Below are 14,629 nucleotides of genomic sequence, written 5' to 3'. Positions count from 1 at the left end.
CGGGTGGTCCGCCGCTGAGGGAGCGCGACCACCTGGCGAGCACGCGAACGCGAAACGGCCCGCTCGACCTGATCGGTCGGCGGGCCGTTCTGCTGCGCTGGGCAGGGGCTCCAGCGTCCTTCAGTCGAAGAAGTCGTCGTCGCGGCGCGGGCGGCGGGGCCTGCGCGCCGGGTCGTCCCGCTTCGGCTCGGGGCGTCCGCGCCCGGGGGCGGGACGGGGACGGCCTTCACCGCGGCCTTCGCCGCGCGGGGCCCGGCCGGGCTGGGCGCCGCGTCCGGGGGTGCCGCCGCGAGCGGGGGGCGTGCCGCGTTCGCCGCGCGCCGGCGGAGTTCCCCGGTCGGGGCGCGGTTCGCGCTTGCCCGCCGCGGCGTCGCGGGGGCGGCCGCCCTGCTCGGCGGGGCGGCGGGGCCGCCCGGAGCCGTCGCGGGAGCGGGCGGAGGGGCGCTTCTCGTCCTCGGCGGGCCGCCGCTTGCGGGCCGGCCGCTCCGCGGCCTCCTTCGGCGGCTTCACCGGCTTGCGCTTCTTGGTGGGCTGGTCGGCCGGGTCCAGGTCGTTCTCGGCGTCGTGGCGTTCCAGCCAGAACATCCGGGCGAGCCCGAACGCGAGGCAGAGCGCGGTGGTGATCGCCATCATCGGGAAGCCGGCGATGATCGGCTGCACGACGCCCAGCGCCTTGCCCATCATCCCGCTGCCGCCCCCGCCGCCGAACAACAGCACCAGCAGCGGCATGACCACGGTGGCGACCAGCGGCGGCTGCACCATCGGGCCGAACAGGCTCTCCCGCCGCACCAGCGCCACCCCGGCCACGCACCCGAGGAACAGGCCGATCTTGAAGATCAGTCCGGGGGTGCCGCTGATGAGCAGGTCGAGCCCGGCGCCGAGCGCGGTGCCGCCGGCGGCGATCAGCACCGCCGCCCATAGCGGGACGCCGCGGGTGCGGAAAGCGGACCGTTCTGCCCAGTGTGGGGCGCCGTTGTCGGGAGAGGGTGCGCTCTGGCGCTCGCGAGTGGCGGTCACGGCCACAACCGTAACGGTCAGGAACGCCCGCGGAACGACCTCTCCGGAAGTTGTTCCCCTAGCTGCGGTGCTTCCTGCCCTCGTGACCGTTGCGAGGTCCGCGCGCGGCCGAATGGCGGCTGGGCGGCCCGCGGGTGGACTGTGAACCTTGACACAGGCAACTGGAAACTCTTAGCGTCCGAGCAATCGTTTTCTCGGCTCCGCGCGGTTGCTCCGGAATGACAGCGCTCGGGTGACGGGGGGAACCATGGCAGCGCCACTGGTAGAGCTGACCGGCATCACCAAACGCTACGGCGGTGTCCTGGCGTGCGACGGGATCGACCTGACCGTGCACGCGGGCGAGGTCCACGCGCTCCTGGGGGAGAACGGCGCGGGCAAGTCCACGTTGATGCGCGTGCTCTCCGGCGACATCGCCGACCACGAGGGCTCGATCGCGGTGGACGGCGCCCCGGTGCGCTTCGCGAAGCCCTCGGACGCGCAGCAGGCGGGCATCGCGATGATCCACCAGGAGCTGGACCTGGTGCCCGCGCTGTCGGTAGCCGACAACCTGTACCTGGGCCGGGAGCTGCGCCGCGCGGGTGTGGTGGACCGCCGCGCGATGGCGCAGCGCACCCGCGAACTGCTGTCCCGCACCGGCATCGAACTGGACCCGGCCCGGCCGGTCGGCGAGCTGCGGGTCGGTGAGCAGCAGCTGGTGACGATCGCGCGGGCGCTGTCCCTCGACGCCAAGGTCCTGATCATGGACGAGCCGACCTCGGCGCTGTCGCACTCCGAAGTGGACCGGTTGTTCGCGGTGATCGCGGAACTGCGCAGGCGCGGCACCGGCATCGTCTACATCTCGCACCGGATGGACGAGATCGGTGCGGTCGCGGACCGGGCGACGGTGCTGCGCAACGGGCGCCGGGTCGCCGAGTTCGACGCCCGCGACCTCACCGCCGAGCAGGCCGCGGCGGCGATGGTGGGCCGCTCGGTGCGCACCCTGTTCCGCACCGCGGACGACCGGCCGCCCGGCGAGGAGCTGCTCTCGGTCGCGGGTCTCCGGGTGCTGCCGCGCCGGTACCGGGTGGGCAGGCGGGAACCGGACGGCATCGACGTGTCGGTGCGCGCGGGCGAGATCGTCGGCCTGTGCGGGCTGCTGGGGGCGGGCCGCACCGAGCTGCTGGAATCGCTGTTCGGCGCGGGTCCGGCCGGTCGCTGGGAGGGCTCGGTGGAGCTGGGCGGCGAACCGGTGCGCCCGCGCGGGCCGCGGGACGCGCTGCGCCGGGGCATCGCGTTCGTGCCGGAGGACCGCCGCGCCTCGGGGCTGGTGCTGGGGCACTCGGTGCGGGCGAACACGGTGCTGTCGGTGGTGCACCGGCTCGGCTTCGCCGGGTTGGTGCGCGGCCGCGCCGAGGTGGCGGCGACCGAGCGCAGCGTGGACCGGCTGAAGGTGAAGCTGGGGCGCATCGCCGACCCGGTCGGCACCTTGTCCGGCGGGAACCAGCAGAAGGTCGTGTTCGGCCGGATGTTGCTGACCGAGCCGCGGTTGCTGCTGCTGGACGAGCCGACGCGCGGCGTGGACATCGGCGCGAAGGCGGAGATCTACGAGCTGCTGGGCGAGATCGCGGCGCGCGGCATCGGCGTGCTGCTGGCGTCCTCGGAGCTGCCGGAGCTGACCGGCGTGTGCCACCGCGTGGTGGTGCTGCGGCACGGCCGCAGCGTCGCCGAGTTCGACACCACCCGGGCCGGTGAAGCCGAATTGTTGGCCGCCGCGATGGGGGAAAAGGTGTCGCCGGAAGGTGATTCATCGGCTGTCGAGACGGGGCGCGGCCCCGTCGCGGGGGGAGGAGCGCGATGAGCGAGCAGACGCGGCAGGAGGTCGCGCCCGGCGCGCCGGAGCCGGTGCCCGGCCGGTCGAGGCGGCAGCGGGTCGAGACCCTGTTCCGGTTCCAGAGCTTCTTCGGCCTGGTCGCGGTGTTCCTGGCGGCGATCGTGCTGTCCCCGCGCGGCGACGACGGCCAGATCCTGTTCCTGACCGGCGACAACCTGTTCAACATCGTGCGCGCGGTCTCGGAGATCGGGATCATCGCGGTCGGGTTGACGTTCGTGATCCTGATCGGCGGCATCGACCTGTCGGTGGGCTCGGTGCTGGGCTTGGCCGCGGTGGGGTCGGCGGTGCTGCTGGTCAACGACGACTTCGGGGTGCTGGTGGCGGCGCTGCTGGTGCTGCTGATCGGCCTGGTCTTCGGGGTGCTGCAGGGCGCCGCGGTCGCGGTGCTGGGCGTGCAGGCGTTCATCGTGACGTTGGCGGGCCTGAACATCGCCCGCGGCCTGGCGCGGATGTGGTCGGGCGGGGAGACGGTGCAGATCTCCTACGGCGACGGCGCGGGGCAGGCGCCGATGCTGTTCTCGCTGCTGGGGGAGCGGACGTTCGGCGGCGTGGTCCCGATCCCGGCGTTGATCTTCGCGGTGGTGGCGGTCGCGGCGATCCTGTTCCTGCGCTACAGCGCTTATTCGCGGCACCTGTACGCGATCGGCGGCAACGAGAAGGCGGCGCGGCTGTCCGGCGTCCCGGTGAACCGCGTGAAGATCATCGCGTTCGCGCTGTCCGGGTTCTGCGCGGCGCTGGCGGGCATCGTGCACGCGGGCCAGCTGAACGCGGGCAGCCCGAACGACGGCCTCGCCTACGAGCTGGACGGCATCGCGGCCGTGGTGGTCGGCGGCACGAGCCTCGCCGGCGGGCGCGGTTCGGTGGTGGGCACCATCGCGGGCGCGCTGCTGCTGGGGATCTTGAACAACATTTTGAGCTTGAACAGCGTCAACACCGACATGCAGCTGCTGATCAAGGGCTTGGTGATCGTGGCAGCCGCGGCCTTGCAGCGGCTGCGCCCGGCCGCGTGACCGGTCCGTTCCCCGATCCGCCCGTCCGCTCGAAGCGTCCCTGGTAGTTCCGCGGGAAGGAAGCACCATGCGAAAGACGACGAGGTCCGCGTTCGCCGCCGCCTGCGCCGTGTTGGCGGTGACGGCCGCCGCGTGCGGTACGACGAGCGAGAACAGCGGTGCGGCGCAGCCGCAGGATCCGCAGGCGGCGTGCGGCGGCCCGGACGGCCAGTACACGATCGGCATGAGCCAGGCGAACCTCGCCGAGCCCTACCGCGTGCGGATGGACGACGACATCCGCAAGGCCGCCGAGCGGGTGCCGCAGTTCAAGGACGTGCAGTTCGCCGACGCGGCCAAGGACAACGCCAAGCAGGTCTCGGACGTGGAGTCGTTCCTGACCAAGCAGGTGGACCTCCTGATGATCTCGCCGAACGAGGCGGCGCCCCTGACGGACATCGTGCGGCGGGCCTACAACTCGGGGACGCCGGTGGTCCTGCTGGACCGCAAGGTCAACGGGGACGCGTTCACCACCTACGTCGGCGTGGACAACGAGGCGATCGGCAGGCAGGCCGGCGAGTACTTCAAGAACGTGCTGTTCCCGGACGGCGGCAAGATCCTGGAGATCAAGGGCTTGTCCGGTTCGACGCCGGCGCACGAGCGGCACGACGGCTTCATGCAGGGCATCGCGGGCTCGAAGATCGAGATCATCGGTGCCGACGACGGTGGCTGGGAGCGGGCGGAGGGCCAGGAGAAGATGGACGCGCTGCTGAAGGCGCACCCGGACGCGCAAGCGGTGTACTCGCACAACGATCCGATGGCGGAGGGCGCCTACCTGGCCGCGCAGGCCGCGGGCAAGGCCGATCAGCTGAAGTTCGTGGGCATCGACGGGCTGCCGATCGAGGCGGGCGGCATCAAAGCGGTGGAGCAGGGCCGGTTGCAGGCCACGTTCCTGAATCCGACCGGCGGCGAGGAGGCCGTGGAAGCGGCCAAGAAGATCCTGGTCGATTGCCAGCCGACGGAGAAGCACCAAACCCTTCCCACGGAATTGATCACGAAGGAGAACGCGGGTGAGGTGTACGCCCGGTTGAATCAGGGCTGAGACTTCCGGGGCTACCACATCTCACTTCTGATTCGGTGAAGGTGCAGGTCGCGCGCTAGGGCGAAACTCGTCCTGGCGTGCGACTTTTTCTTTAGCAAAGCGAGCTGTCGCCGAAGAGAAATCAAATCCACCTGGATGGTGGTAGTGGTCTCCGCGCAGTCCCGGTGACCATCTTAATGAGTGAATTTCGGAGTCCGGATTCCCGTGGTTCCGCGATGTTCCTTGGAGCCGGTGCGACCTCTTCCTACGCTTCGGGTGAAACCGAGCGTGCGATCTTGTGCGCCCGCGTTCGGGGGAACCGACCCATCCGTTCCCGACCGCGCACCACCGTCGAGTGACCAGGACAACGCTGTCCATTGTGGATAGTGATGTGGGGAGGGCGAGCTTTGATGAGAGACCGCAGGAGTGATGCGCTGCGCGCTGCGAGACGGCTGCCGAGGAAGTTCGGCGCGGTGCTCGGCGTGGCGTCGTTGGCGGCCGCCGCGCTGGTCGCCGACGCGGCCGCCCACGGCGCGGCCCGGGCCTCGGCGCAGGAGCAGGAGCAGGCGCAGCCGCGGGCGGCGGGCAAGGGCAGCGTCGGGTGGGACACGTTCCGCGAACCGGGCGGCCTCGCCCAGCTGCGCGGCTCGGAGCACACCGGGCAGTTCTCCAGCTTCGCGAGGGACGGCAGCAACGACGACGGGTTCAACGGAACCTACTCCTGCCTGCGGCAGGCCGAGCGCGGCTGCGTGATCGCGGAGCGCGCGGGCGCCGGCGAGATCTCCTCCATCTGGTTCACCCGCGAACCGTGGGGCGACGTGACGGGCACCGGGAACATCGTGGTCGAGCTGGACGGCCGCACGGTGCTCGACGCCCCGCTGATCGACGTGGTGAGCGGCCGGGTGGGCGCGCCGTTCGAATGGCCGCTGGTCGGCAACGGCGACGACGCCGCGGGCGGTGCGGTGATCAAGGTGCCGATGCCGTACCGCGAGTCGATGCGGGTGACGGTGCAGAACAACCCGGACTTCTACCACGTGGACTACCGCTCGTTCGGCGACGCGGACGGCGTGCGGACCTTCGACCCCTCGGATCCGGCGCGGGACGTGCTGGAGCGGCTGCGCAAGTTCGGCATCGCCGACCCGAAGGGCGTGGACCCGGCGGCGCAGCCGACGCGCCGTGACTTCGCGGTGCCCCCGGGAGCGGCGGCACCGGTGGCGCAGCTGGACGGGCCCGGCCAGATCAACGAGCTGCGGCTGCGCATCCCGCAGGTCGTGCCGAGCCCGCGGGTGATCGACGACGGCCGCGCGTTCGGCGAGGGCGGCGGCAGCCGGTTCGACGCGGCGGTGCACCCGCGCAACGCGGGCGTGCGCATCGTGCGCCGCTTCGACCCGCAGATCGCCGACCAGGTGGCCGGCCTCAGCGTGGACGGCGCACCGGCCGGCGAGTGGCGCAGCGGCGCCGCCGCACCGGGCGGCTGGGGAGTGCAGGCGATCGACGTGCCCCCGGAGCTGACGGCGGGCAAGTCCTCGATCGAGGTGGCGAACCGCTTCACGTCCTCCTCGGTGGACGTCAACGAGTTCCGCTACGACGTGCAGAGCCTCGTCGACGGCGAATGGGTGCGCACCGACGTGCTCGACGTCGGCCCCGGCCACCCCGGCGAGGAGGCCGCGCACGGCTACCGCATCGACAACGCGGTGTTCGCCAGGGAGAAGCTGGTGGGCCGCTACGGGTTCGGCCCGGAGGAGGTCACCGCCTCCGAGCACGTGCTGGAGTCGGCGCGGCTGCGGATCACCTTCGACGGGCAGACCACGGTGGACGCCCCGATCGGCGAGTTCTTCGGCTCCGGCCTCGGCGAGCACGACGTGCGCACCATGATGAGCTCCATCGACCCGGGCGAGGACGGCTGGTACACGGCCTGGTGGCCGATGCCGTTCGACGAGAGCGCCACCGTGGAGATCGTCAACGGCGGTGGCGTCCCGATCGACGGCATGACCGCCGAGGTCTCCGTCGCACCCCGCGAAGCCGACGAGAACGCCGGCTACTTCCACGCCACCCACCACCGCGACCGGACCGTGGAGGGGGAGGACTGGAACTTCCTCGACGTGGACGGTTCGGGCACGTTCTACGGGGTCACGCACACCATGCGCGGCCTGATCCCGCCGAACGCGACGGCGACGCACCGCAACCAGCCGCTGTCCATGCCGGAGACGAATGCGGTGGCGAACCAGCGCAACTACCTGGAAGGCGACGAGCGCTTCTACGTCAACGGCGAGCGCAGCCCCGCCTGGTACGGCACCGGCAGCGAGGACTACTACGAGTCGGGCTGGTACTTCCGGGACGGCACCACGTTCTCGATGCCGCTGGCGGGCAACCCGGCGCACGAGCTGAACGGGGACGGCTGCCGGTACGACTGCACGGGCGCCTACCGGTTGCAGGTGCCGGACGCGGTGCCGTTCAACGACGGCCTGGTCGCGGGCATCGAGCACGGCCCGGACAACGACGAGCCGGGCGACTACAGCTCCACCGCCTACTGGTACGGCGGTCGACCGGCGTCGCAGGAGGAGGTCGACCGGATCGACCTGTCCGACGAGGGCAGCCGGGACGAGCACGGCTACCGCGCCGAGGGCGAGGTGGTGAACCCGCTGGACTCCCGCTTCGAGGGCACCGACGAGCAGCGCAGCGCGCCGGTGGCGGCCGCGACGGGGCCGGTGGGCTTCGACGTGGAGCTCGGCGAGGACAACCAGGGCGCCCGGTTGCGGCGCATCGGTGACCAGGCGCAGGCCTACCAGCAGGTGGAGGTGCGGGTGGACGGCGAGCCGGCGGGCACCTGGCTGCAGCCGCTGGGCAACGAGTCGCACCGCTGGCTGGAGGACGGCTTCGAGCTGCCGGTGGCGTTGACCGAGGGCAAGGAGTCGGTGCGGGTGGAGCTGATCCCGGTGCGGGGCGCTCCGGCGTGGACCGCGTCCGAGTACTCGGTGGTCGCGTTCTGATCCGCTGAGCGCACGCGGTGCCCGGTGGTCCGTCGACCGCCGGGCACCGTCATGTCCGGGGGTAGCAGTGCGCGCAGGACTCCAGCGGCCACTCGTTCGGCGTCGGCGGCACGCACACCGCGCCGCAGTCGGCGAGCCCGAGCCGAGCCCGGTCGCCGTGCGAGATCCGGCGTTCGTTGCCCGGTGAGACCCGGTGCACCCGGTCGCTGGTGAACACCCCGCGCCAGCCGCGCGGTTCCGGCGCGGACATGCGCCACTCCCGAAATCCGATGGTGGGACGCGGAACCGGTGGCCCGGTCGGGGAGGGGGAGGCCACCGGTTCCGCGCCGGCGACGGGAGGTTGTCGCTACGTCGAATGTATAAGCGGCATTGCCATGTAGATAGTCGCCCTTTAGGGGGATCTTGGTCGTGGCGGAGATCCGGCAGACTCCTCGGCGAACGATCGAGGAGGCATCGTGACGAATCCCGGACCGGTCATCCGGCGGCTGGAACTCGGCCTGGAACTGCGCCGCATGCGCGAAGCCGCGGGTGTGGAGCCGAAGGAGATCGCGGAACTGCTGCGCTGGGACGTCTCCAAGGTGTCGAAGCTGGAGAACGGGGCGCGCACGATCTCGGCCGCGGAGCTCGACCGGATCGCCGAGCGCTGCGGCATCGACCATGATCGCACCGAACGCGTTCACCAGCTCGCCAAGGAAGCCCGCAAGCGCGGCAGCTACGGGCGCGTCCAGGACTGGGCCCGGTCGTACGTCGGCATGGAGTCGGTGGCGAGCGAACTTCTGATCCACTACGGCGACATGATCCCCGGCATCATGCAGACGAAGGCGTACGCCGAAGCGCTGCTCGCGCAGGCGATCTCGGTTCGCCAAGAGGACGTGGGGCGGATCGCGGACAGCCGAGTCGCGCGGCGCGCGAGGCTGACGTCCGAGAATCCGCCTGAGCTGTCGGTGATCCTCGGCGAGCCTGCGATCCGAGGCGTGGTGGGTGGCGGCGAGGTGATGAAGGAGCAGCTGGAGACGCTTCTGGAGCTCGCTCGGCTCAAGCACGTGACCCTTCAGGTGCTGCCGCTCGCGGACTGGGCGCATCCTTCGCTGGACTCGTCGTTCACGATCATCAGCCTCGCGGAACCGGTCAAAACCATCCTGTACTTGGAAGGACTGACGAACGCGGATTACCTAGCTGGTTCGCAGCACCTGAAGTCTTATACGCTCGTGTTCAACCGGCTCAGGGTGGCCGCGCTCAGCGAGCACGCATCGGCAGCACTCATCCGGGATGCAATCGAAACGCTTCCATAGCCGTCGAAGAAGGTGGCAGCTTTGATCGCCCACGTGCAGCCGGATGCGAACTGGCGAAAGTCCACCTACAGCAACACGAACGGCGGTGCCTGCGTCGAAGTGGCGTTGTCCGCGGAGAGCTCTGCGATCCGCGACTCGAAGTTGGGCCAGGCGAGCCCGGTGCTGGCCTTCGCCCCCGCCGCTTTCAGCACGTTCCTGTATGAGCTCAAGGCCGGTCGCCTCGATCGCTGACGCTCAGACGCCGAACGCCGCCGGGTATCGGACGAGCCCGGTCGGGGTGGGGCGCGAGGTGTCGAGGGACAGGGCTAGGAACGCGTCGTCGGGCGCCTCGAACGGTGCGCGCACCCCGAACCCGGAGGCCGGGGTGAACCCGAACCGCGGGTAGTAGCCGGCGTGCCCCAGCACGATCACCAGGTTCTCGCCGAGCTCGCGGGCGGCGTCGAGCCCGGCTCGGATCGCCGCTGATCCGGCGCCCCGGCCTTGCTGCGCGGGCAGCACCGCGCACGGTGCGAGCGCCAACGCGGGTGCGTCGTCCACGTGGCAGCGGGTCAGCAGCGCGAACCCGACGACCGAGCCGCTGCCGTCCGCGCTGACGATCGAGAGCCCGTCGATCCACGCGTCCCGATCGGCCCGCAGCGCGTCCACCAGGTCCGCTTCCTCCTCGGTCGGGAACGCGGCGGCGTTCACCGCGCGCACGTCCGCGACATCAGCGGGCCGCTCCACCCGAGTCGTCCACATAGGACTCGCTCCCCCTGTTCCTGTACCACGACGACGCACGGCCCGGGACGCTAGCGCCGGCCACCCGCCGACCGCCGCCGAATTCCGGGTCGCCCGGCACGCGGTGATCGCGGCCGAGTGACGCGGATCGCTGCCACCGAACCCCGTCCGGTGAGCACGAACCCGAGCGTGGAGCGGCGCGGTCTGGGTATGGTCCCGGCTCGTGAATCACCGGTGGCAGTTGAACGAGGAAGACCCGGGACTCGACGCTCCGCAACGACCGGTCGACGAGCCGGAACCACTGCGCGGGCAGGACCCGGACGGTGTCGTGTCGATCGAGGTGAGCGACGAAGGCGAGGTCCTCTCGGTCGCGCTCGCCGCGGACTGGAAGCGCCGCGTCGACCCGCGGCGCCTGTCCACGCACGTTGTGGCGGCGGCGAACGAGGCGACGCTGCGTGCCGCGACGGTCCAGGCCGAACGCACTCCCGTCGACACGCCCGCGTCGGCGGCCCGCTCCGCGGAGGAGGCAGGCGGTATCGCCGCATCGGACGATCCGATCACCAAGGACGACGCGATGCAGCTCATCTCCGCGGTGTCCGCCGACCTCGACGCCTTCCAGCAGCGGCTGGGGGCCACCGTTGGCTCGACGGCCTCGGCTGAAAGCTCCGGCGGACACGTGCGTGGAACCGCGCGGCAGGGGCAACTCCTGGAACTCGTCGTCGACGCGACCTGGTGCAGCTCCGCCCGCAACGCCGAGATCGAAGGAGAACTCGCCCAAACCTTGGAATCGTTGCGGCACCGCACGAGCCCGCCGGAACTGGCCGGTGGCCCCGACAGCCCGGCGATCTCGCAGCTGTTCGCGTTGGCAAGTGATCCGCAACGGTTGTTGCGCCGCCTGGGTTTGGTCACTGAAGAGCGAAAAGGAGAGCTCTGATGACACCACCCACGGACCAGGGCATCAAGACGGCCCTCGATGCGATGCACTCGGACGCCGCCCTGTGGCGTGAACAGGCTGCGGCCATGGGAGCTCCGCGGCAAGCCGTAGACGTAGTGGCGATCGGCGCGGGCGACAGGTTCGCTCTCAGCGACGAACTCGGCTTGGACGAGACCCTGGACGGTCTGCGGCTCGCCATCGGAGATTTGCTAACGCAAGGGCAGCAGTACTTCGGCAAGATCGCGGACGACCTGACCGCGGCAGCCGAGCAGTACCAGGCCGACGACGAGGCAGCTATGCACGGGCTGAACCAATTGCTGGGAGAGCATCCATGACCACTTCAACCGGCGATGATGTGCTCCACCAAGTCAGCGGGAAGATCACCGAAGCCCAAGAGTTGATGCAGAAGCTCTACGACGGTGTCGACCAATTGCTCAGCTGGGTCCCAGAAGCCTTCGTCCACTTGATCGAACCGATCAAGAAAGGGATGGAGGAGGTCGGGAAGCTCCACCGGCAGATGTTCGACGACCTCAGGCGGATCTGGGATCGCTGCGGCAGCCCGAGTCTGCTTCGGGAGAAATCCCAGCAGTGGAGCGACCTGGTATCCGGGAAGCTCGGCTCCGTGGCCGGCGCTCTCAAGCTCGACCAGCACCGCAGCACCATCGAATGGGAAGGACGGGCGGCGGAAGCGTACAAGGCATTGGTACCCGGACAGGTCGACGCCGTGAACGGTGTCAAGGGCGCTGCCGACAAGATGGTCGATGCATTGGACGCATTGGCCAACGCCGTCGAGATGTTCTGGGTATCGGTCATCATTGCGGTGGTGACTTTCCTGGTCGGCCTGGGAGCAGCCATCGCCGGAGTAGCAGGGGTCGTCACGGCACCTCCGGGAATCGTGGTCTTCTTCAGTTTCGCCACCGTCGCGGTCGGGCTCATCACCGCGGCGATCAGCGCGTTCTACGCAACCGTGCAACCGATCAACACGCAGACCAAGTCGGTGCAGAAGACGATCGACGAACTCGGTGGCAAGTGGTCCGTTGCGGACAACGGCGTTGACTTGGGTGACGGCAGCGTCAGTGATGGCGACGGGTCGAACTGGGAAGTGCGGCGATGATCCCGATTCCGGTCCCCCAACCACCTCCGCAGTACGTTCCGGTGTCGATCGAGTGGTCGCGGAAGCGGCGGCGGCAGCTCGGCTTGACCGGATCGGTGCTGGTGCTCGTGTCGTTGGCGGTCGCAGGGGCGGGAATTCCGCTGGTGTTCTCGCTCCCGGACATGGGTGGTGTAGCCGAGATCCTGTGGATGGGATTCCTCGCCGTGTCCGTGTTCTTCTCCTTCGGGATGGGCGTGTTGTGCCTGCTCGGGGTGTCGTACATCAAGAACGGCTGGCTCAACCTCACCGCGGCCCAAGGGCTGTGGCGCTCGTCGCTGGTTGTGTGGATCTTCTCCGTGATCGGCGGAGTGCTTGGAGCGGCCGTCTTGGCGCTGGGAACAGCGTCGGCAGCACGCGACGGAGCTGCACCGAACGTGGCGACCGCGCTGTGTTTCCTCGCGACGATCTTGCCCGCGGCGATGTGCGGCGCCGCATGGACGACGGTCGTTCAGAAGATCCGATGGTGAACCCAGGACACGAGAACCGGTCACTGCACGCTTGCACGCGGGAGCCGATCAGCTTTCAGATCGAGGTTCTCCGCAGTGCAGTCGACGGGATCGGGGACAGCTGGGCGAAGCCGGACAACGGGGTCGACTTGAGCGATGGCGGCGTCAGCGATGGGGACCCGTCGAATGGGGAGGCTCGATGATTCCGATTCCTACCGGCCCGCCACCTCGGCCGAACCTCGTTCCGGTGTCGCCTGAGTGGGAGCGCGCTCGCAAGGTGCGCTTGCTGCTGACGGGACTGGTGCTGTTGATCGCGTCGCCGGTCGTGGCGGTGGTCGAGGCGTTGTGGATGTACTTCCTGCCCATCAGCGACGATCCGTTCTCCTGGTTGGGTTTGCTCCTGACCGGGACGGCGGCGCTGTTCTGCTGGTTGTTGGGATTGTGCTCGGTGCTCAGCCAGTCGTACTTCAAGCGGGGAGCCGTCGACATCGCGGGTGTCCGGCCACTCCTTCGACAGGCTGTGGTGTTGTGCCTCGGCACCGCGTCGGTGAACGCGTTCAGCCTGTTCTTCTTGGTGTTCGTTTCAGCGGACCGCGCGGACGAGTTGGACGCGAGCATCTCATTCTACCTGGTGATCGCGGCTCTTCCTATGATCATGGCGCTGGTCTGCTGCGTGCAGATGTTCAAGTGCCTGCGGCCGGAACGCCGATCATGATGGGGCGCTCCGCTTCTCGGAGCCGGCGAAACCGAGCGAGCCGTTGCTGATCAATTTCCTATTCGTGGTCGCGAATACCAGCGCAGGTGGTCTCGGCTGCAGGAGGTAGGTCTGCTCGGGGCGGGGTGAGCCGGGGCGGCTGGAATGGAGTGGTCGCGCCGCGGGTGCGACTCTCGCGTGTTGATGCAGGTCAGCGCTTCGGTCTATTCGTTTCCGGGAAAGAGGATGGGCCGATCGGGTGGCGAGTGCGCGAGGAGCGTCACCCGCTACTGTGTTGATCGTCATACAGGTGGTTGAGTAGGTTCCCGCACGCGGGGAGGGGCGGGCGTGCACCATGCTCAGCTGACGCGTGGACATGCCAGGGGAGGAAGCATGACCGGGTTCAGGATAGACCCAGAGGCGCTCGAGGCGGCGATCCGAGAACTCGAAGATGCGCGTGAACGGGCGGCTGGCTTGGTGAATGCGGCGCACGCGGCGACGCCAGGTGAGCTGACCGCCAAAGATTCTGTAACTTCAGAGGCTCGTGAACTATTCCGCGACCGGGCCGGTGGGGCCGAGTTTTCTTTGCAGGCTGCTGCTGAGGAAATTACTCAGAAGCTCACAGCTAAGATTGAATCTTACCGGGCAACGTTGGATGAGTATCACCTCGCTGACGATAATGCGTCGGTGGATGCAGATAAGATCGATAGGCGGTCGTAGTCTAGATATGGCACTTTCGTTTCGTTTTGGTGTCGCTGTCTTGGCGGCTTTCCTGGCCTCTGGATGCGCCGTTGGGGGGTCAAGTGTTGGCGAGGAGTCTGGAACGGATTCCCAGCCGGCGTCGGAGATGGGCGATTCGCGCGATGCGGCTGCGGTGGAGCAGTGCGCCTTGTTGAAGTCGGAAGATGTTCAGGCGCTGGGGTTGTCTCCGGATGGGAAAGTTAAGCCGAACGAGATCGATCCCAGTATGCCGGACAATTGCACTTGGCAATCCGGTGATGGGAAAAAATCGATTGCCATGACCGTTTTTCCCGATCGGTCTATTCAGCAGTATCGCGACAACTCTGATAGCTATGTCGATTTTTCTGAGATGACCATCGCGGGGCATCCTGCTGTGCAGGCGAACGCGAGCCCCCCGGAAGGGGGTAGCTGCGGGATCTTCCTTGGCACGAAGGACGATCAAGTGCTCTTGGCTGTGGCGATCGACTTCACCAAGGCTGAAAAGCCGTATGACCCGTGTCCTCTGGCCAAAAGTGCACTAGAGGCTTCGGTTCCGACGCTGCCTGCAGCAGAATAGGGCGGGTTCAAGTGGTTTCGCTTGATGCTGGTCCCGGCGTGAGTATTGGCACCGGCTAGCGCTTCGGTCTATTCGTTTCCGGGGAAGAGGATGGGCCGTTCGGGTGGCGAGTGCGCGAGGAGCGTCACCCGCTACTGTGTTGATCGTCATAC

Annotated in this window: 16 protein-coding genes; 13 read left to right on the top strand and 3 right to left on the bottom strand. The window is 68.8% G+C overall.

The window, feature by feature from the left end; all coding sequences use genetic code 11:
• Nucleotides 1-120 precede the first annotated feature (120 nt).
• Nucleotides 121-1,017 (bottom strand): DUF6542 domain-containing protein, encoded by an 897-nt coding sequence (locus H1226_RS24665; protein ID WP_309148764.1) that lies wholly within the window; start codon nucleotides 1,015-1,017, stop codon nucleotides 121-123.
• A 247-nt stretch (nucleotides 1,018-1,264) separates the two neighbouring features.
• On the opposite strand from H1226_RS24665, the gene H1226_RS24660 reads away from it, so the two are divergent.
• From H1226_RS24660 to H1226_RS24645, 4 genes are all read left to right on the top strand, one after another.
• Entirely contained in the window at nucleotides 1,265-2,854 is a 1,590-nt protein-coding gene (locus H1226_RS24660; RefSeq protein ID WP_258343161.1) for a sugar ABC transporter ATP-binding protein, read from the top strand.
• Nucleotides 2,851-3,897 carry an ABC transporter permease gene (locus H1226_RS24655; protein ID WP_258343160.1) on the top strand — a complete coding sequence of 349 codons (1,047 nt, stop codon included), beginning with the start codon at nucleotides 2,851-2,853 and terminating at the stop codon, nucleotides 3,895-3,897. Before H1226_RS24660 ends, H1226_RS24655 begins: the two co-directional genes overlap by 4 nt.
• Before the next feature lie 67 nt (nucleotides 3,898-3,964).
• On the top strand, nucleotides 3,965-4,975 hold the full coding sequence (locus H1226_RS24650; RefSeq protein WP_258343159.1) for a substrate-binding domain-containing protein: 1,011 nt from the start codon (nucleotides 3,965-3,967) through the stop codon (nucleotides 4,973-4,975).
• 389 nt (nucleotides 4,976-5,364) lie between these two features.
• Nucleotides 5,365-7,944, top strand: a complete 2,580-nt coding sequence (locus tag H1226_RS24645; protein WP_258343157.1) for a glycoside hydrolase family 172 protein — start codon at nucleotides 5,365-5,367, stop codon at nucleotides 7,942-7,944.
• Between the two features lie 49 nt (nucleotides 7,945-7,993).
• Here the strand turns inward: H1226_RS24645 and H1226_RS24640 are convergent, their stop codons facing one another.
• A complete protein-coding gene (locus H1226_RS24640; protein WP_258343155.1) occupies nucleotides 7,994-8,194 on the bottom strand; it encodes a hypothetical protein in 201 nt (66 codons plus the stop codon).
• Nucleotides 8,195-8,399: 205 nt separating this feature from the next.
• Here H1226_RS24640 and H1226_RS24635 point away from each other — a divergent pair, with 205 nt between their 5' ends.
• Both H1226_RS24635 and H1226_RS24630 read left to right on the top strand, forming a co-directional pair.
• Entirely contained in the window at nucleotides 8,400-9,236 is an 837-nt protein-coding gene (locus H1226_RS24635; protein ID WP_258343154.1) for a helix-turn-helix domain-containing protein, read from the top strand.
• A gap of 21 nt (nucleotides 9,237-9,257) precedes the next feature.
• Nucleotides 9,258-9,467: a DUF397 domain-containing protein gene (locus H1226_RS24630; protein WP_258343152.1), complete on the top strand. Its 210-nt coding sequence runs from the start codon at nucleotides 9,258-9,260 to the stop codon at nucleotides 9,465-9,467.
• A gap of 3 nt (nucleotides 9,468-9,470) precedes the next feature.
• Here the strand turns inward: H1226_RS24630 and H1226_RS24625 are convergent, their stop codons facing one another.
• Entirely contained in the window at nucleotides 9,471-9,974 is a 504-nt protein-coding gene (locus H1226_RS24625) for a GNAT family N-acetyltransferase (RefSeq protein WP_258343150.1), read from the bottom strand.
• A gap of 307 nt (nucleotides 9,975-10,281) precedes the next feature.
• Between H1226_RS24625 and H1226_RS24620 the strand changes: the two genes are divergently transcribed.
• The 7 genes from H1226_RS24620 to H1226_RS24590 all read left to right on the top strand — a co-directional run bounded on the left by H1226_RS24620 (nucleotide 10,282) and on the right by H1226_RS24590 (nucleotide 14,477).
• Nucleotides 10,282-10,887 carry a hypothetical protein gene (locus tag H1226_RS24620; RefSeq protein ID WP_258343148.1) on the top strand — a complete coding sequence of 202 codons (606 nt, stop codon included), beginning with the start codon at nucleotides 10,282-10,284 and terminating at the stop codon, nucleotides 10,885-10,887.
• Nucleotides 10,887-11,222 (top strand): hypothetical protein, encoded by a 336-nt coding sequence (locus tag H1226_RS24615; protein ID WP_258343145.1) that lies wholly within the window; start codon nucleotides 10,887-10,889, stop codon nucleotides 11,220-11,222. The genes H1226_RS24620 and H1226_RS24615 overlap by 1 nt, the downstream gene beginning before the upstream one ends.
• Complete coding sequence (locus tag H1226_RS24610) at nucleotides 11,219-12,001, top strand: hypothetical protein (RefSeq protein WP_258343144.1); 783 nt, start codon at nucleotides 11,219-11,221, stop codon at nucleotides 11,999-12,001. Before H1226_RS24615 ends, H1226_RS24610 begins: the two co-directional genes overlap by 4 nt.
• A gap of 41 nt (nucleotides 12,002-12,042) precedes the next feature.
• Complete coding sequence (locus tag H1226_RS24605) at nucleotides 12,043-12,507, top strand: hypothetical protein (RefSeq protein ID WP_258343142.1); 465 nt, start codon at nucleotides 12,043-12,045, stop codon at nucleotides 12,505-12,507.
• A gap of 226 nt (nucleotides 12,508-12,733) precedes the next feature.
• Nucleotides 12,734-13,201, top strand: coding sequence for a hypothetical protein (locus H1226_RS24600; protein WP_258343140.1), 468 nt, complete (start codon nucleotides 12,734-12,736; stop codon nucleotides 13,199-13,201).
• A 372-nt stretch (nucleotides 13,202-13,573) separates the two neighbouring features.
• Nucleotides 13,574-13,900 carry a hypothetical protein gene (locus H1226_RS24595; RefSeq protein WP_258343139.1) on the top strand — a complete coding sequence of 109 codons (327 nt, stop codon included), beginning with the start codon at nucleotides 13,574-13,576 and terminating at the stop codon, nucleotides 13,898-13,900.
• Nucleotides 13,836-14,477 (top strand): DUF3558 domain-containing protein, encoded by a 642-nt coding sequence (locus H1226_RS24590; RefSeq protein ID WP_309148763.1) that lies wholly within the window; start codon nucleotides 13,836-13,838, stop codon nucleotides 14,475-14,477. Before H1226_RS24595 ends, H1226_RS24590 begins: the two co-directional genes overlap by 65 nt.
• Nucleotides 14,478-14,629: the final 152 nt, after the last annotated feature.

This window comes from Saccharopolyspora gregorii (genome assembly GCF_024734405.1).
In the GTDB taxonomy this organism is placed as follows: Bacteria; Actinomycetota; Actinomycetes; order Mycobacteriales; family Pseudonocardiaceae; genus Saccharopolyspora_C; species Saccharopolyspora_C gregorii.
Note: the sequence above shows the minus strand (reverse complement) of the source record. Positions and strands in the feature narration are given on the sequence as shown.

Excerpts from the sequence above, each read along its gene's own strand:
- H1226_RS24660 (WP_258343161.1), top strand. The coding sequence starts at position 1,265 with ATGGCAGCGCCACTGGTAGAGCTGACCGGCATCACCAAACGCTACGGC.
- H1226_RS24655 (WP_258343160.1), top strand. The coding sequence starts at position 2,851 with ATGAGCGAGCAGACGCGGCAGGAGGTCGCGCCCGGCGCGCCGGAGCCG.
- H1226_RS24650 (WP_258343159.1), top strand. The coding sequence starts at position 3,965 with ATGCGAAAGACGACGAGGTCCGCGTTCGCCGCCGCCTGCGCCGTGTTG.
- H1226_RS24645 (WP_258343157.1), top strand. The coding sequence starts at position 5,365 with ATGAGAGACCGCAGGAGTGATGCGCTGCGCGCTGCGAGACGGCTGCCG.
- H1226_RS24640 (WP_258343155.1), bottom strand. The coding sequence starts at position 8,194 with ATGTCCGCGCCGGAACCGCGCGGCTGGCGCGGGGTGTTCACCAGCGAC.
- H1226_RS24625 (WP_258343150.1), bottom strand. The coding sequence starts at position 9,974 with ATGTGGACGACTCGGGTGGAGCGGCCCGCTGATGTCGCGGACGTGCGC.
- H1226_RS24615 (WP_258343145.1), top strand. The coding sequence starts at position 10,887 with ATGACACCACCCACGGACCAGGGCATCAAGACGGCCCTCGATGCGATG.
- H1226_RS24610 (WP_258343144.1), top strand. The coding sequence starts at position 11,219 with ATGACCACTTCAACCGGCGATGATGTGCTCCACCAAGTCAGCGGGAAG.
- H1226_RS24595 (WP_258343139.1), top strand. The coding sequence starts at position 13,574 with ATGACCGGGTTCAGGATAGACCCAGAGGCGCTCGAGGCGGCGATCCGA.
- H1226_RS24590 (WP_309148763.1), top strand. The coding sequence starts at position 13,836 with ATGAGTATCACCTCGCTGACGATAATGCGTCGGTGGATGCAGATAAGA.